Source organism: Hydrogenophaga sp. PML113, from assembly GCF_001777155.1.
Lineage (GTDB): Bacteria > Pseudomonadota > Gammaproteobacteria > Burkholderiales > Burkholderiaceae_C > Hydrogenophaga > Hydrogenophaga borbori.
Genome location: NZ_MIYM01000007.1, coordinates 67,163 through 82,724 on the forward strand (window position 1 = coordinate 67,163; position 15,562 = coordinate 82,724).

The following is a 15,562-nucleotide window of genomic DNA, read 5'->3' on the forward strand; positions in this document are numbered from 1 at the left end:
TCAACGGGAACAGAACTGTTGGTACACGGTGCGGATGACGGCCTGCGCGGGTGGGCTGTCGATGCTGTAGAAAACGTGCTTGCCCTCGCGGCGCGTGAGCACCAGCCCCTCGTCGCGCAACACCGTGAGCTGCTGGGACAGCGTGGGCTGCGTGATGCCCAGCGCGGCCTCGAGTTCGCCCACGTTGTGTTCGCCTTGGGACAGCTGGCACAGCAGCATCAGGCGGTCGGGGTTGGACAGCACCTTCATGAGGCGACAGGCCTCGGCGGCGGCCGATTGCATGTCATCGATGTCGAGCTTGGCAGCAGGCATGGGACACTCCATTCAATGTGCCGTTCATCGGCGGTACGGTCTACACTATATTGACTGATAGATTGTTTGTCAATATATTGTTGTTCACTTATTGAAAGGAGCCTGCCATGTCCGTCGCCACCACCGTCCGGCCCCAGGTCCAAGGGCTGTTCGACCCCGCCACCTGGACCGTCACCTACGTCGTGCACAACGGCCCGGGCACGCCCGCGGCCATCATCGACTCTGTGCTGGACTACGACCCCAAGTCGGGCCGCACGCGCACGGCCTCGGCCGACCAGGTGATCGACTATGTGCGCGCCAACCGCCTCAAGGTCGAATGGATCCTGGAAACGCACGCGCACGCCGATCACCTGTCGGCCGCGCCCTACCTGAAGAAGCACCTGGGCGGGCGCATCGGCATCGGTGGGCGCATCACGCAGGTGCAAAAAGTGTTCAAGGCCGTGTTCCATCTGGAGCCTGAGTTCCGCCTCGACGGCTCGCAGTTCGACCACCTCTTTCAGGAGGGAGAGCGTTTTCGCATCGGCGAACTGGAGGCCGAGGTGCTCTACGTGCCCGGCCACACGCCCGCCTGCGCGGCCTACCACGTGGGCGACGCGGTGTTCGTGGGCGACACGATGTTCATGCCCGACGTGGGCACCGCGCGCTGCGACTTTCCCGGTGGCGACGCCAAAACGCTGTACGCCTCAGTGCGGCGCCTGCTCTCGTTGCCGGGCGACACGCGCCTGTTCATGTGCCACGACTACCCGCCCAATGGCCGCGAAGTGCGCTTCGAAACCACGGTGGCCGAACAGCGCGCGAACAACATCCACGTGCACGACGGCGTGAGCGAGGCGCAGTTCGTCGAGATGCGCACGAAGCGCGATGCCACGCTGGACATGCCGACACTGATCCTGCCGTCGGTGCAGGTCAACATCCGCGCGGGCGAGTTGCCGCCGCCCGAGGCCAACGGGGTGTCCTACCTGAAGATTCCGGTGAACGCGCTGTGAGTCAGCGCGCGGCGAAGGCCTCGGTCAGCGCATCGGCCAGCACCCGCCCAAGCGCCGGCATGAGCCGCTGCGTGGGCATCAGCCGGTGGATGGGCATGTCGGGCGGGCGCAGGCGAGCTGCACATCGACGGCGAGGTCCAGCGCTTCGGCGCCGGCCGGAGCGTGGTGTTGCCGCGCGAGAAGCTGCACCAACTGTTCAGCGTGGGCGCCACGTCCCTGGAGCTGACGGGCGTGTTCGGGCAGACGCCGGTGCCCGTGCGCCTGCCCGACGGGCAGGCACTGGAGCTGCCCTGGCGTAGCTGACATGGCCCATAAAAAATGCCGGCGCGATGCCGGCATTTTTTGTGGGGGCGTGAAATTACTTCTGGCTCAGCACCCAGGCCGCGAGCTTCTTGGCCTCGGCCTCGCTCACCTGCGGGTTGGCGGGCATGGGAATCGCGCCCCACACGCCCGAGCCGCCTTTCATGATCTTGGTGGCCAGCATGTCGACGGCCTTGGCGTCGTTGCCGTACTTCTTGGCCACGTCTTTGTACGCAGGGCCGACCAGTTTCTTGTCCACCGCGTGGCAGGCCATGCAGTTCTTGGCCTTGGCCAGGGCCTCGTCGGCCATGGCGGGTGCCGCCAGGGTGGTCATGGCGGCCATAATCAGAAGCGCACGTTTCATGGGATGTCCTTTGGAATGTCAGGGGCGAACGGGGCAAATTCTATCGACTGGGTTGGCCGAGCCCCTGTTATCGGATTTTCTTTGCCGGAATTTACCGGTCATTTACCGGAGGCTGAGATGTATTTGCTGGGTCTGGGCATCGCGCTCTTGCTGATGAAATACCTGGAATTCGGCCCGGTCGCCGAATGGTCCTGGTGGATCGTGCTGGCCCCGTTCGCGCTGGCCGCGGCCTGGTGGGCCTGGGCCGACTTCTCGGGCTACACCAAGCGCAAGGCCGTGGAAAAGATGGACCAGAAGAAGCGCGACCGCCTCGACAAGCAGCGCGAGGCGCTGGGGATCAAGACGGGCAGGCGCCGCTGAGGCAGCGCCCGCCGCTCGCGTCGGCTCAGAAGTTGTCGAGCACCGCGCCCTTGCTGGCGCTGGCCGCGTTGAACGCGAACTTGGCCTGCACGCCGCGCGTGTAGCGCGGGGCCGGCGCTTTCCAGGCGGCGCGGCGTTTCGCCAGCTCGGCCTCGGCCACGTTGAGTTCCAGCACCAGCTGGTGGGCGTCGATGGTGATGGAGTCGCCCTCGTGCACCAGCGCAATGTTGCCGCCCGCGGCGGCCTCGGGGGCCACGTGGCCCACCACCATGCCCCAGGTGCCGCCGCTGAAGCGGCCGTCGGTGATCAGGCCCACGCTTTCGCCCAGGCCGGCACCGATCAGCGCGCCCGTGGGCGCCAGCATCTCCGGCATGCCGGGGCCGCCCTTGGGGCCCAGGTAGCGCAACACCATCACGTCGCCGGCCTTGATCTTGCCGTCCAGGATGGCCTGCAGCGCGGACTGCTCGTCGTCGAACACGCGCGCCGGGCCGGTGATCACCGGGTTCTTCAGGCCGGTGATCTTGGCCACCGCGCCCTCGGGCGAGAGGTTGCCCTTGAGGATGGCCAGGTGGCCCTGGGCGTACATGGGATCGTTGATCGGGCGGATCACGTCCTGGTCCTTGCGCGGTTCGTCGGGCACGTCCTTCAGCACCTCGGCGATGGTCTGGCCGCTGATGGTCAGGCAGTCGCCGTGCAGCAGGCCGGCCTTGAGCAGGATCTTCATCACCTGCGGGATGCCGCCGGCGTTGTGCAGGTCCACCGCGAGGTATTTGCCGCTGGGCTTGAGGTCGCACAGCACCGGCGTGCGCTGGCGGATGCGCTCGAAGTCGTCGATGGACCATTCCACGCCGGCCGCGTGCGCGATGGCCAGGAAGTGCAGCACCGCGTTGGTGGAACCGCCGGTGGCCATGATCACGGCCACGGCGTTCTCGATCGCCTTCTTGGTGACGATGTCGCGCGGCTTGATGTCTTTCTTGATGGCTTCGATCAGCACCTTGGCCGATTCCTTGGCCGAGTTCTGCTTCTCGTCGTGGGGGTTGGCCATGGTGGACGAGTAGGGCAGGGAAATGCCCAGGGCCTCGAAGGCCGAGCTCATGGTGTTGGCGGTGTACATGCCGCCGCAGGAGCCGGTGCCGGGAATGGCGTGCTGCTCGATGTCCTTGAGTTCCTGGTCGCTGATCTTGCCGGCCGCGTTCTGGCCCACGGCCTCGAACACGCTGACGATGTTGAGGTCCTGGCCCTTCCACTTGCCCGGCAGAATGGTGCCGCCGTAGACGTAGATGGCCGGCACGTTGGCGCGCAGCATGCCCATGAGGCCGCCGGGCATGTTCTTGTCGCAGCCGCCGACGACGACCACGCCGTCCATCCACTGGCCTTGCACGCAGGTCTCGATGCAGTCGGCGATGACCTCGCGGCTGACCAGCGAGTACTTCATGCCTTCGGTGCCCATGGCCATGCCGTCGGAGATGGTGGGCGTGCCGAAGATCTGCGGATTGCCACCGGCTTCCACGATGCCCTGCACGGCCGCGTCGGCGAGCTTCTGCAGGCCGCTGTTGCAGGGGGTGATGGTGCTGTGCCCGTTGGCCACGCCCACCATGGGCTTGCCGAAGTCGCCTTCCTTGTAGCCCATGCCGTAGTACATGGAGCGGTTGGGCGCGCGCGATTTGCCCTGGGTGATGTTGTCGCTGCGCAGAACCTGTCGGGGGGTCTTGTCGGCCATGTCGTCTCTCTCGGGTCTCGTGGGAAGGAGGGGAAAGCTTCGCAGTATGCGCCAGCGCCGCAGGGGCATCCAATCGGATCGGCTGGGCTCATTGATATGCTGGGCTTATGAACAAAGGACAAAACCCGCAGCGCGGCGAATGGCGACAATGGCGCCAGTTCGCCGTGCTGGCCGAGGAGCTGCACTTCGGCCGCGCAGCGGCGCGGCTGCACCTCACGCAGCCCGCGCTGACGCAGGCCATCGCCTCGCTGGAGGCGGCGCTGGGCGTTCGCCTGTTCGAGCGCAGCCGCCGCCAGGTGGCCCTGAGCGCGGCGGGCGAGGCCTTGCTGCCCGAGGTGCGCGAGCTGCTGCGCCGGGCGCAGGCGCTGCCCGCGCTGGCGCGTTCGGCGGCGCAGGGCGAAAGCGGGCGGCTGCGCATCGCCTTTGTCTCCACCGTGGGCTTCAGCCTGCTGCCACCCTGGGTGCGGGCGTTTCGAGAGCGCTGGCCAGGGGTGGCGTTGGAGCTGATCGAGGCCACGGGCGACGTGCAGCGCGATCTCATCGCCCGCGGCGACCTGGACGCGGGCTTCGTGCTGCACGCGCCGGGCGACAGCGCTCCGGGCCTGCAGCACTGGGCCCTGGTGACGGAGCCGCTGGTGCTGGCCTTGCCCGAGGCGCACCCGCTGGCGGCGCGAACGCGCCTGTCGCTCGCGGCGGTGGCGGACGAGCCGCTGGTGATGTTCCCGCGCCGCATCCTGCCCGAGGTGTTCGACGAACTCACGCGCCTGTACCGCGCCGCCGGGCGCGAGCCTCGGGTGGCGCAGGAGGCGATCCAGATGCAGACCATCGTGAACCTGGTGTCGGCCGGGCTGGGTCTGGCCTGGGTGCCGCAGAGCGTGCGGCAATTCCAGCGGCCCGGCGTGGTCTATCGCCCCGTGGTTCTGCCGCGCGGCCAGGCCGTGCCGCAGTGCGAGACCAGCCTGGTCTGGCGCGACGCTGCGCTCAGCCCGGCGCTGCAGCGCTTCATCGATGCCGGGCGTTCACAATAGCCGCATGCTGCAACACCCCCAGATTGACCCCGTGGCCCTGCAGATCGGGCCGCTCGCCATCCACTGGTACGGCCTGACCTACCTCGCGGCCTTCGCGCTGTTCTTCTGGCTCGGCCGCTTGCGTCTGCGCCACGAGCCGTACGCCAGCATCACCCAGCCGCGCCCCTGGGAAGCGCGCGACGTGGAGGACATCCTGTTCCTCGGCGTGCTGGGCGTGGTGGCGGGCGGTCGCCTGGGCTACTGCCTGTTCTACCAGCCGGCCTACTACCTGCAGCACCCGCTGGAGGTGTTCTACGTGTGGCAGGGCGGCATGAGCTTTCACGGCGGGCTCATTGGCGTGATGCTGGCCATGGTCTGGTACGCGCGAAGCCGCGGCCGGCCTTTCTTTCAGGTGATGGACTTCGTCGCGCCCTGCGTGCCCACGGGCCTCGCGGCCGGTCGCGTGGGCAACTTCATCAATGGCGAACTGTGGGGCCGCGTGGCCGATCCCTCGTTGCCCTGGGGCATGGTGTTCCGCGGCGCGGGCGATCTGCCGCGCCACCCCTCGCAGGTCTACCAGTTCCTGCTGGAGGGGGTGCTGCTCTTCGTGCTGCTGTGGCTCTATGCGCGCCGGCCGCGCCGGACGGGCCAGGTCTCGGGCCTGTTCCTGCTGGGCTACGGCGTGTTCCGCTTCATCGCCGAGTTCTTCCGCGAACCCGATGCCTACCTGGGCCTGCTGGCCCTGGGCCTGAGCATGGGCCAGTGGCTGTGCGTGCCCATGATCGTGGGCGGCATCGGCCTGTGGTGGTGGAGCGGGCGGCGCGGTACGGCGGCCTGATCGGGACAGGACGCGGCGTGGCGTTCGACCAGTTGCTGCGGAGGGTGCAGGGGGACGGCGCGACCACTGGCCGGTTGACACAGGCGATGCAGGATGCTCCCGGGGTGCTGCTCGAACGGGAGCCGCGGGCGGACGCTGCGGCCTGGGTCGCGGTGGAGTGGGTCGCGGTGGAGTGGGTCGCGACGGCGCACGCCATCCGGGTCGATGACCTTTCGGGCCGCGCCTTGTTGCCCCGCCGTGGCCTGGGCCCGGTGGACGGGACGAATGGCGACGACAGCGGTGAAGACGCCGACGCCGATGGGGTGGTGCTGGACGCGGCCCGCGTCCAGCTCATGGGTGCTTCTTCCTGAGCGCCCCGTACTGCGTGGCCATGGGCTTGAGCTCGTTGCGCAAGGCCAGCTTCTCGGCCTCGGCCCAGCTTCGGGTGAGGGACTTCGCCGCTTTGGCCACGGTCTGGAACAGCCAATGAGGGACCGTGGGCACCGCTTGTTCGCGGCACGGGGGGCTGGCCACTTCGGCGAAGCGCTGGCGCAGCCAGCCCAGCAGCAGGTAGGCGTGCGCCCGCGCGCCGAGCCGATCGCCCGACAGTTGTTCGAGTTGGGTGCGGGCGATGTCCCGATCGGGGCAGAGCGGCAGGTAGTGGCCGAGGACGAGCCAATCGGCCACCGACAGCGGCTCCTGCGGTTCATGTGAGTTTTCCCGGTTGGCGCATTCGCTGAGGAAATGCAGCCAGTTGGCCCAGGGGTCGCGGTTGCCCTGGGCCAAGTACAACAGCGCGACCCGCCCGCACCACGCCAGCAGCGCTGGCAGGCCCCGGGGGCGAAGCATGGACGGCGACTCTTCAAGGCGCTCGCGAAAGGCTCTGAGCAGGTAGTAGGCCCACCGATGGCCCTGTGGACGCTGGCGCAAATGGTCGATCAGCGCGCCGATGTTGGCGGCCTCCAGCAAGCGGTACAGCGTGTCGCTCATGTCGCTGAAATGCATGTGGGGCTCGATGTAGGGCAGCAGATGCGCCCATTGATCGGCCAGGGTTTCGAGGGGCAGTTCGGGGATGTTGGCGAAGAACAGGTCCGGGTCGAACGCCGGTGGCATGGAGAGCCAGAGCCCTGGCAAGGGCAGGCGCAGAACGGCGAGACGGGTCGGCGGCGCGCAGAGCAGGAACAGCTCTGGCGCGGTCACCGGGGCGTAGGGCATGGCCGGTGTGGTTTCGAGCAAGGCGGGCTCGCACAGCAGCTTCAGGGTGTGGCGCAAGGCCGTGCTCTGCGAGGCGAACAAAGCGAGGCAAGGGGCATGCACGGCGCTGTCTGAGCGGGGCGGCAGCCGGTCTTCGTCGGGCGGCAGCAGGCGCAGCGTGGCCTGCGTCACCCACACCCAGCGCGCGAGGGCCATCCAGTCGGGGTCCAGCGGCTCCGCGCAACGGTGTGTCAGTCGGGTGAAGGCTTCCACCAGGCGGTCGAGCAGGCGCTGACGCAGTTGCCGCCATTCGGCCTGTGCGCGCGCGTTCTCCGGCGACGGGTCCTGTGGCTGGATCTGCGCGAGGTAGCGCATGGCGCCGACGATGAACAGGAGCGCCGTCTCGGGCGACAGGATCTCCTGCACCTCGTCCAGCAGGGCGTCCATCTCGCGCAGGGGCATGCGCCCGGATCCGGGGTCATAACCGAGGAGACCGGAGTGGATGACCCCGTGGTTCAGCATGGCCTGCCGAGCGGCCTGCTGAAAGGCGCCGTCGCCGGCCCGTTCGGGGTCGTCCATCTCGGCGCAGAGCCGAATCAAGGTCAGGGTCAGCGCGGGGTGTTGATGATTGGCCATCAGTGCCGTGGCGCACCGGCGAACGAAGCGCGCCACTTCGCGGTACCTGGACGGCGTCAGCGATGCGATGTCGCGGCGGATCTGGGCCGGTCCGCCCTTGCGATGGAAGAGAAAGCGGCCCTGGAAATTGACCACGACACCCAGGAGGGCCAGCGCATCGCACACCACGCCGGGCACGGACGGGCTCCAGTCGGGATGGGGAAGGGCCTGGTGGACATAGTCCGCCAGGCTGTCCAGCGCCGGGGAGGCCAGGTCTCTCTGGGCGACCAGCAGCGCATGGCCGTGTGGGTCGAACACGATGGCGACGCCCAGCTCGATGAGCGTGTCGCGAATGCCGTCGACGGTAGACGGGTTCGCGGGGGGGTGCCAGTGGACGAGCAGGGCCTCGATCGCCGGTCCGTACCGACCATAGAAGCCGGCGTGCTCTTCTTTGAGCATGTCCCTCAGCACCCGCTCGAAGGCGGCGGCCGCGTCGGTGGATTTCAGCCGCAGCAAAGGGGCGCCGGGGTGTCTGAGCAGCCACTTGAGCACGACCCGCCGGTTCTTGGCCTGGGGGCAGGCGTCGAGCACCGCTTGCGCACGGGTGTGTTCGCCGAGCGCCAGCAAGGCCGCGATCACCGAGGCCAGGACGCGGCCATTGATCGGTGGCCGCAGGCTCGGGCCGGGCCACTGCGCCCTGTGCGGCGCACTGTCGTGCTGGATATGCGGCGCATGGGTCGGCAGAAGGAAGGCGTCCCACAGCGCGTTGTCTTGCACCAACGACAGGCACAGCGCGCCCGGCCAGCCGAACAGCGCGAACAAGTCCATCAGCGCGGTGGCGGCCTGGTGGGCGTGGCGCACGCGCTCCGGCTGGCCGTACGACGCGATCGCGCTTAGGCGGTGGTTGAACCTCTGTTCGATCACCTGGCGCGGGTCGCCGTCTTTTGGGTGACCTCGTGGCGCCAGGGCGGGGTGCGTCCAGTGGTCCGGTACCGGGGTTTCGGTGGGAGGCTCAGGCGGGCCTTTGGGGTGCTGGGGCGGATGCGGTGGCGTGAGGGCGCTGGACTTGGGGGCCTCGGTGGCTTTGCCGATGGAGAGGCTGCGGGAACGGGTCTTGGTGAGGGCATCGGGGCCGGAGGCGCGGCGCATGGCGGGCTGGACCTTTGTGTGGCGTGCCGTCGGGCACGGGCGCGGATTCGTCGCGGGCGGTTGGTGGGGGTTCCCGCTGGCGAGGCGCCGTCACAGCTGCGTGGTGGGACGAGGCCGTGGGGCGGATCGAAGGGATGCCGCAGAATGGGCGCCGCCACCGGCGCAGCCGCTGCCGCCACGCGAGGAGAGCCAGCCATGATCACCCCCGAAAGCTTCAACCAGCGCAGCGCCGGCAAACTGCCCGGCCACCTGGGCCTTGTTGTCACCCACGTCGCCTCGGGCGAGGTGCGTGCCGAGTTGCCGGTGCGCGAGGCCCTGATGGCGCCCAACGGCTTCCTGCACGCGGGCAGCCTGGTCACGCTGGCCGACACCTCGGCCGGCTGCGGCTGCCTCGCCAGCCTGCCGCCCGGGGCCAACGGTTTCACCACGGTGGAACTCAAGTCCAACCACCTGGGCACGGCGCTGGAGGGCACGCTGGACTGCGTGGCCAAGGCCGCGCACCTGGGCCGGACCACCCAGGTGTGGGACGCCACCGTGACCCACCGCGAGACCGGCAAGACCCTGGCGCTGTTCCGCTGCACGCAGATGGTGCTGTACCCCAAGGCCGGGGGCTGAACCGCCGCCGGTCGGTGGCACGGGTTTTCCCCGTGCCGGGACGCCGTTTGGGGCTGAAAGAATTAGCTGTAATTACCAGTGATTACCCATGCGCGTGGTGCTCAACTCCCTGCACGATGAAGCGGCCTCGCAACTGCGCGAGCGCATCTTCTCGGGTGAGCTCGCGCCCGGCAGTTACCTGGACGAGCCCGCCCTGTGCGCGGCCCTGGGCATTTCGCGCACGCCGCTGCGCGAGGCGCTCAAGGTGCTCACCGCCGAGGGGCTGCTGCGCCACGAACCGCGCCGCGGCTGCTTCGTGGCCGAGGTCACCGAGCGCGACCTCGACGAGATCTTCCCCGTGATCGCGCTGCTGGAGGGCCGCTGCGCCTTCGAGGCCGCGGGCAACGCCAGCGACGCCGAGCTCGCCGCGCTGGAGCAGTTGCACGACAAGCTCCAGCGCGCCGCGCGCGCCAAGCGCATCAACGAGTACTACGCCGTCAACTACGCCATCCACGAGGCCATCATCGCGCTGGCCGACAACCGCTGGCTGGCCCAGGTCATCGGCGACCTGCGCAAGATCCTCAAGCTGGCCCGGCAGCAGCAGCTGCGCGCGCCGGGCCGGCTGGAGCAGAGCCTGTCGGAGCACCTGGCCGTGTTCGCCGCGCTCAAGGCGCGCGACGCCGAGGGCGCCGAGGCGGCCATGCGCACCCACCTCACGCGCCAGCGCGTGGCGCTGCGCGAGCTGGCGCGGCAGCAGAAGTCGAGGTTGAGCGCATGAGCCTTGCCCAGCCTTGGCAAGGCCTTCGGTCCGCGGCGCGGCGCGCGCAGCGTGGGGGTATCCGCCTCGACGCCCCGCAGTGGATCGCCGAGCGCGTCTCCCGCCTTCGCCCGGCGGCCCCGGCCGCGCCGGCGCCCGCGCCGCGTTCCACCGCCGAGCGCCTGGGGGCGCGCCTGCGCCAGGAAGGCGAGGCCCTGGCGCCGCGCGCCTTGCGCCGCCTGCTGGACGACATCAAGGCGGTGGTGGACCCCATGGTCAGCGAGGTGGAGGGCGGGCGGCGGGCGCAGGCCCTGATCGACTGGTACGGCAAGGCCGAGCCCGCCCAGCGCCGCGACCTCTGGCTGCTCATGAGCGAGCACTTCATGGCCGACCCGCAGAAGGTGAAGCGGGCCCAGTCGGAGTACCAGGCGGCCGTGGGCACGCCCGACGAGGCCGCCGCCGAGGTGCGCTACCGACGCGCCACGGTGTCGCCGCGCCGGCGCATCCTGCAGCGCTTCAGCGCCAACCCCCAGGGCATTCCCTTCCTGGTGGCGCTGCGCGCCGAACTGCAGCCCGCGCTGCGCCAGGAGCCGCGCCTGCAGGCGCTGGACGTGGAGATGGAGTACATGTTCTCCACCTGGTTCGACGTCGGCTTCCTGGAGCTGCGCCGCATCAGCTGGGATTCGCCGGCCTCGTTGATCGAAAAGCTCATCCGCTACGAGGCGGTGCACGACGTGCGCGGCTGGGCCGACATGAAGAACCGGCTGGACAGCGACCGCCGCTGCTACGGCTTTTTCCACCCGCGCCTGCCGGGCGAGCCGCTGATCTTCGTGGAGGTGGCGCTGATGAATCACATCGTTGGCAGCATCACGCCGCTGCTGGACGAGTCGGCCGCGCCGGCCGACCTCTCGCGCGCCACCACCGCCATCTTCTATTCCATCAGCAGCACCCAGGTCGGCCTGCGCGGCGTGAGCTTCGGCGACTCGCTGATCAAGCGCGTGGTGGAGACGCTGAAAGAGGAGTTTCCGCGCCTGCGCACCTTCGCCACCCTGTCGCCCATTCCGGGCCTGCGCGCCTGGCTGTCCCGGCAGGCCCCGCCCGAGCTGCTCGCCGCCTGGGAGCGCTGGACGGAACTCGACGAGAAGGCGCCCGAGCGCCAGGCCCTGCTCGCCTGGACCGCGCGCTACCTGGGCCAGGAGCTGCGCAACGGCGAGCCGCTGGACCCGGTGGCGCGATTCCACCTGGGCAACGGCGCGCGGATCGAGCGCATCCATTGGGGCGGCGATCCTTCGGCCAAGGGCAACAAGCAGTCCTTCGGCCTGATGGTGAACTACCTCTACGATCTGCGGCGCCTGGACAAGCACAGGGCCATGCTGGCAGCGGGAAAAGTCCCGATAGGCGGGGCCGTCGAGGCCCTGTACCGTTGACGCGGACCTGGGCGCCAGGTCGCGTCGGCTTCATAACCACCAAGGAGACCACATGAACCAGCCCATCCAACGGCGCGCGCTGCTGCGCGCCGCTGCCGCGAGCGCCGTGCTCGGCCCCATCGGCAGCCAGGTCGCGCGCGCGCAATCGACCTGGCCTTCGCGCCCGGTGACCATGGTCGTGCCGTTCCCGGCCGGCGGCGGCACCGACGCCTTCGCGCGCCCCATGGCGGCCTCGTTCGCGCGCCTGTCGGGCAAGGCGCTGGTCATCGACAACCGCGGCGGCGCCGGCGGCACCGTGGGCGCCAGCATCGCGGCCAAGGCCGCGCCCGACGGTTACACCCTGTTCATGGGCGCCGTGCACCACTCCATCGCGCCCAGCATGTACCCCAGGCTGGACTACAACATCGAGACCGACCTGGTGCCGCTGATCCTGGTGGCCAGCGTGCCGCAGGTGGTGGTGGTGAACCCCAAGAACATCACCGCACCCGACTTCAAGGCCTTCCTGGCGCAGGTCAAGGCCAATCCGGGCAAGCTCAACTACGCCTCGGCCGGCAGCGGCACCTCGCACCACCTGGCGGGCGAGCTGTTCAAGCAGCAGACCAACACCTTCATCACGCACATTCCCTACCGGGGCGCCGGCCCGGCGCTGGCCGACCTGATCGCGGGCAACGTGGACGTCATGTTCGACGGCCTGGGCTCCTCGGCCGGCCACATCAAGGGCGGGCGCATCAAGCCCATGATGGTGTCGGGCGCCAAGCGCAACCCGGCCTTCCCCGACGTGCCCTGCGCGGCCGAGGTGGGCCTGCCCCAGTACAACGTGACCACCTGGTACGGCGTGTGGGCGCCCAAGGGCACGCCGGCCGACGCGCAGGCGCGCGCGATCGAGGAGATCCGCAAGGCCTGCAGCACCGACGAGGCCAAGGGCGTGTGGGCTGCCCAGGGCGCCGAGTTCCCCGACATCACCGGCCCGGCCTTCGGCCAGTTCGTCAGCGCCGAGGTGCGCAAGTGGGCCCAGGTGGTCAAGGCCTCGGGCGCCAAGCTGGAGTGATGGATTGCCCGCCGACGGACTGCACCTGGCCATCGACGGCGCCATCGCGCGCCTGACCCTGCGCCGCCCGGCGAAGTTCAATGCCATGTCGCGCGCGATGTGGCGCGAACTCGCCGAAGCCCTGGCCGCCGTGGCCGCGCGCGCCGAGGTGCGCGCGCTGGTCGTGGCGGGCGAGGGCGGCCACTTCTGCGCGGGCGGCGACATCGCCGAGTACCCCGGCTTCCGCTTCGACGAGGCCAGCCTGCGCGACTTCCACGAGCGCGAGGTCTGGGGCGGCCTGTCCGCGCTGCTGGCCTGCGACAAGCCCGTCATCGCGATGATCGACGGCCATTGCATGGGCGCGGGCGTGGAGATCGCCAGCTGCTGCGACATCCGCGTGGCCAGTGCCTCGGCCCGCTTCGGCGCGCCCATCGCGCGCCTGGGGTTTCCCATGGCCCCGCGCGAGGCCGAGCTGGTGGCGCGCGAGGCAGGCCTGGCCAGCGCGCGCGAGATGTTGCTGCAGGCGGCCGTGCTGGACGCGCCCACCATGCTCTCGCGCGGCTTCCTGCACGCCGTGGTGCCCGAAGCCCTGCTGGCCGAGGAGGTGCTGGCGCGCGCACGGCGCATGGCCACGCTCTCCCCCGAGGCCGCTCGGCTGAACAAGCGCACCCTGCGCGCCCTGGCCGGCGGCGCGCCCGCCGACGCGCTGCTCGACAGCGCCTACGATTACGCCGGTCACGCCGAGCACCGGGAAGGCATCGCCGCCTTTCTCGACAAGCGAACGCCCGCCTTCTGAGTCCCTCCATGAACCCGCAGAACCACAACCTCTACGCCGCGCTGCGCGCGGCCTTCCCCGCCGACCTGGACACCACCGCCGTGGAGGTGGTGGGTGGCGCCAGCGACGGCCTGTGCTACAGCTGGCGCGACCTCGACCGCGCCAGTGCCATGCTGGCCAACCTGATCGACGGCTTGGGGCTGCCGGCGCGCTCGCGCATCGCGGTGCAGGTGGAGAAGTCGGTCGAGAACCTCATCCTCTACCTGGCGGTGCTGCGCAGCGGCCATGTGTACCTGCCGCTCAACACCGCCTACCAGTCCGGCGAGATCGAGTACTTCGTGGGCAATGCCGAGCCCGCCGTGGTGGTGTGCAGCCCGGCCAACTTCGGCTGGGTCAGCAAGATCGCGTTCAAGGCCGGCACGCGCCACGTGTTCACGCTCGGCGAAGACCGCGGCGGCACGCTGCTGGAGCGCGCCTCGCACCACGCCGACACGCACGCCGTGGCGCACAGCGGGCCCGACGACCTCGCGGTCATCATCTACACCAGCGGCACCACGGGGCGCAGCAAGGGCGCCATGCTCACGCACGGCAACATGCTGAGCAACGCGCGCGTGCTGCAGTCGTACTGGGGCTGGCAGAAGGGCGACGTGCTGATCCACGCGCTGCCCATCTTCCATGTGCATGGCCTGTTCGTGGCCATCCACGGCGCGCTCATCAATGGCAGCGCCATGCTGTGGCTCAACAAATTCGACCCCAAGGCCGTCATTGGCCTGCTGCCGCGCGCCACCGTGTTCATGGGCGTGCCCACGCTGTACACGCGCATGCTGGCCGAGCCCGCGCTCACGCGGGAACGGGTGGCGGGCATGCGGCTGTTCGTCTCGGGCTCGGCGCCGCTGCTGATCGAGACCTTCAACGAATGGCAGGAACGCACGGGCCACACCATCCTGGAGCGCTACGGCATGAGCGAGACCATCATGCTCACCTCCAACCCCTACGCGCCCGACGAGCGCCACAACGGCGAGCGCGAGCGCCGGGGCGGCACGGTGGGCTTCCCGCTGCCGGGGGTGAGCCTGCGCGTGGTCGACGAGGCGGGCCGTCCGGTGGAAACGGGCGAGATCGGCGGCATCCAGGTGCGTGGGCCCAACGTGTTCGCGGGCTACTGGCGCATGCCCGAGAAGACGGCCGAGGAGTTCACCACCGACGGCTACTTCAAGACGGGAGACGTGGGCCGCATCGACGAGCGCGGCTACGTGACCATCGTGGGGCGCAGCAAAGACCTGATCATCTCGGGCGGCTACAACGTCTACCCGGCCGAGATCGAGGGTGCGCTGAACGAGATGCCCGGCGTGGCCGAGAGCGCGGTGGTGGGCGTGCCGCACCCCGACTTCGGCGAGGTGGGCGTGGCCATCGTGATCCCCCGCCCGGAAGGCGCGCCGGACCCGGAGGTGCTGATCGGGGCGCTGAAGGCGCGGCTGGCCAACTTCAAGATCCCCAAGCGCTGCTTCGTGGTGAGCGAACTGCCCCGCAACACCATGGGCAAGGTGCAGAAAAACCTGCTGCGCGAACAGTACAAGGGACTGTTCGCCTGAAGGCGGGGGCGGGCGCCCGGCGGCGCCCGCGCCTGGCTCAGCGCAGCACCAGCACCGGCGTGTGCGAGTGCGTCAGCACCTGCTGCGTCTCGCTGCCGAGCAGCAGCCGCTTGATGCCGCGCCGCCCGTGCGAGGCCATCACGATCAGGTCGCACTTCTGCTTCTTGGCCGTGGCGATGATGGCTTCCGCGATCAGGTCACCCTTGGCCGTGACCGGCTTGACCTTCACTTCCAGCAGTTGCCCGGCCGCCTTGACCGCGTTCACCGCGTCCATGGCGTCCGTCTGCCACTGCTTCTCGATGCGGGCCACCTCGGAGGCCGCCAGGGTCACGCCGCCTTCGAAATAGGTCTGCGGGTAGCGCGGCACCACCTTCAGGGCCACCACTTCGGCCCCGGTCAGGTCCGCCAGGGACAGGGCGTGCTCCACTGCCTTCTGGGACAGCTTGGAGCCATCGGTGGCGACGAGGATGCGCTTGTACATGGTTCTTCTCCTCATGGAATGATGAAACGGAGCCCCAGGCTACCCCCGGGCGGCACCGCCCGGCTTGACCTGCGTCAAGGGGATGGCG

At 69.4% G+C, this 15,562-nt stretch carries 17 protein-coding genes; 12 read left to right on the top strand and 5 right to left on the bottom strand.

The features are described 5' to 3' along the window. Complete coding sequence (locus tag BHU06_RS14590; RefSeq protein WP_083293249.1) at nucleotides 1–312, bottom strand: helix-turn-helix transcriptional regulator; 312 nt, start codon at nucleotides 310–312, stop codon at nucleotides 1–3. Nucleotides 313–419: 107 nt separating this feature from the next. Between BHU06_RS14590 and BHU06_RS14595 the strand changes: the two genes are divergently transcribed. Next, nucleotides 420–1,298, top strand: coding sequence for an MBL fold metallo-hydrolase (locus BHU06_RS14595; RefSeq protein ID WP_070399941.1), 879 nt, complete (start codon nucleotides 420–422; stop codon nucleotides 1,296–1,298). A gap of 168 nt (nucleotides 1,299–1,466) precedes the next feature. After that, nucleotides 1,467–1,601: a hypothetical protein gene (locus BHU06_RS23140; RefSeq protein ID WP_287492372.1), complete on the top strand. Its 135-nt coding sequence runs from the start codon at nucleotides 1,467–1,469 to the stop codon at nucleotides 1,599–1,601. Between the two features lie 55 nt (nucleotides 1,602–1,656). Here BHU06_RS23140 and BHU06_RS14600 read toward each other — a convergent pair whose 3' ends face one another. After that, nucleotides 1,657–1,962, bottom strand: a complete 306-nt coding sequence (locus BHU06_RS14600; protein WP_070399942.1) for a c-type cytochrome — start codon at nucleotides 1,960–1,962, stop codon at nucleotides 1,657–1,659. Between the two features lie 117 nt (nucleotides 1,963–2,079). On the opposite strand from BHU06_RS14600, the gene BHU06_RS14605 reads away from it, so the two are divergent. Continuing rightward, on the top strand, nucleotides 2,080–2,322 hold the full coding sequence (locus BHU06_RS14605) for a TIGR04438 family Trp-rich protein (RefSeq protein ID WP_070399943.1): 243 nt from the start codon (nucleotides 2,080–2,082) through the stop codon (nucleotides 2,320–2,322). Between the two features lie 25 nt (nucleotides 2,323–2,347). Here BHU06_RS14605 and ilvD read toward each other — a convergent pair whose 3' ends face one another. After that, on the bottom strand, nucleotides 2,348–4,042 hold the full coding sequence (ilvD, locus tag BHU06_RS14610) for a dihydroxy-acid dehydratase (protein WP_070399944.1): 1,695 nt from the start codon (nucleotides 4,040–4,042) through the stop codon (nucleotides 2,348–2,350). A gap of 107 nt (nucleotides 4,043–4,149) precedes the next feature. Here ilvD and BHU06_RS14615 point away from each other — a divergent pair, with 107 nt between their 5' ends. From BHU06_RS14615 to BHU06_RS22840, 3 genes are read left to right on the top strand one after another with little or no spacing between them, the layout of a single operon-like run. Continuing rightward, a complete protein-coding gene (locus BHU06_RS14615) occupies nucleotides 4,150–5,070 on the top strand; it encodes a LysR family transcriptional regulator (protein WP_070399945.1) in 921 nt (306 codons plus the stop codon). Nucleotides 5,071–5,074: 4 nt separating this feature from the next. After that, nucleotides 5,075–5,887 carry a prolipoprotein diacylglyceryl transferase gene (lgt, locus tag BHU06_RS14620; protein ID WP_070399946.1) on the top strand — a complete coding sequence of 271 codons (813 nt, stop codon included), beginning with the start codon at nucleotides 5,075–5,077 and terminating at the stop codon, nucleotides 5,885–5,887. 17 nt (nucleotides 5,888–5,904) lie between these two features. After that, nucleotides 5,905–6,237: a hypothetical protein gene (locus BHU06_RS22840; RefSeq protein WP_175442862.1), complete on the top strand. Its 333-nt coding sequence runs from the start codon at nucleotides 5,905–5,907 to the stop codon at nucleotides 6,235–6,237. Here the strand turns inward: BHU06_RS22840 and BHU06_RS14630 are convergent. After that, on the bottom strand, nucleotides 6,218–8,824 hold the full coding sequence (locus BHU06_RS14630; protein ID WP_139147080.1) for a hypothetical protein: 2,607 nt from the start codon (nucleotides 8,822–8,824) through the stop codon (nucleotides 6,218–6,220). The genes BHU06_RS22840 and BHU06_RS14630 overlap by 20 nt on opposite strands. Nucleotides 8,825–9,019: 195 nt before the next feature. On the opposite strand from BHU06_RS14630, the gene BHU06_RS14635 reads away from it, so the two are divergent. From BHU06_RS14635 to BHU06_RS14660, 6 genes are all read left to right on the top strand, one after another. Next, the gene (locus tag BHU06_RS14635) at nucleotides 9,020–9,439 is read left to right on the top strand and encodes a PaaI family thioesterase (RefSeq protein ID WP_070399949.1); all 420 of its coding nucleotides are present in this window, start codon (nucleotides 9,020–9,022) and stop codon (nucleotides 9,437–9,439) included. A gap of 88 nt (nucleotides 9,440–9,527) precedes the next feature. Beyond that, nucleotides 9,528–10,196, top strand: a complete 669-nt coding sequence (locus BHU06_RS14640; RefSeq protein ID WP_070399950.1) for a GntR family transcriptional regulator — start codon at nucleotides 9,528–9,530, stop codon at nucleotides 10,194–10,196. After that, on the top strand, nucleotides 10,193–11,602 hold the full coding sequence (locus BHU06_RS14645) for a malonyl-CoA decarboxylase (RefSeq protein ID WP_083293250.1): 1,410 nt from the start codon (nucleotides 10,193–10,195) through the stop codon (nucleotides 11,600–11,602). The genes BHU06_RS14640 and BHU06_RS14645 overlap by 4 nt, the downstream gene beginning before the upstream one ends. A gap of 52 nt (nucleotides 11,603–11,654) precedes the next feature. Beyond that, nucleotides 11,655–12,650: a tripartite tricarboxylate transporter substrate binding protein gene (locus tag BHU06_RS14650; protein WP_070399951.1), complete on the top strand. Its 996-nt coding sequence runs from the start codon at nucleotides 11,655–11,657 to the stop codon at nucleotides 12,648–12,650. Nucleotides 12,651–12,654: 4 nt separating this feature from the next. Further along, complete coding sequence (locus BHU06_RS14655; protein ID WP_070399952.1) at nucleotides 12,655–13,425, top strand: enoyl-CoA hydratase/isomerase family protein; 771 nt, start codon at nucleotides 12,655–12,657, stop codon at nucleotides 13,423–13,425. An 8-nt stretch (nucleotides 13,426–13,433) separates the two neighbouring features. After that, on the top strand, nucleotides 13,434–14,993 hold the full coding sequence (locus tag BHU06_RS14660) for a malonyl-CoA synthase (protein WP_070399953.1): 1,560 nt from the start codon (nucleotides 13,434–13,436) through the stop codon (nucleotides 14,991–14,993). Between the two features lie 37 nt (nucleotides 14,994–15,030). Here BHU06_RS14660 and BHU06_RS14665 read toward each other — a convergent pair whose 3' ends face one another. Continuing rightward, nucleotides 15,031–15,474: a universal stress protein gene (locus BHU06_RS14665; RefSeq protein WP_070399954.1), complete on the bottom strand. Its 444-nt coding sequence runs from the start codon at nucleotides 15,472–15,474 to the stop codon at nucleotides 15,031–15,033. Between the last annotated feature and the right edge of the window lie 88 nt (nucleotides 15,475–15,562).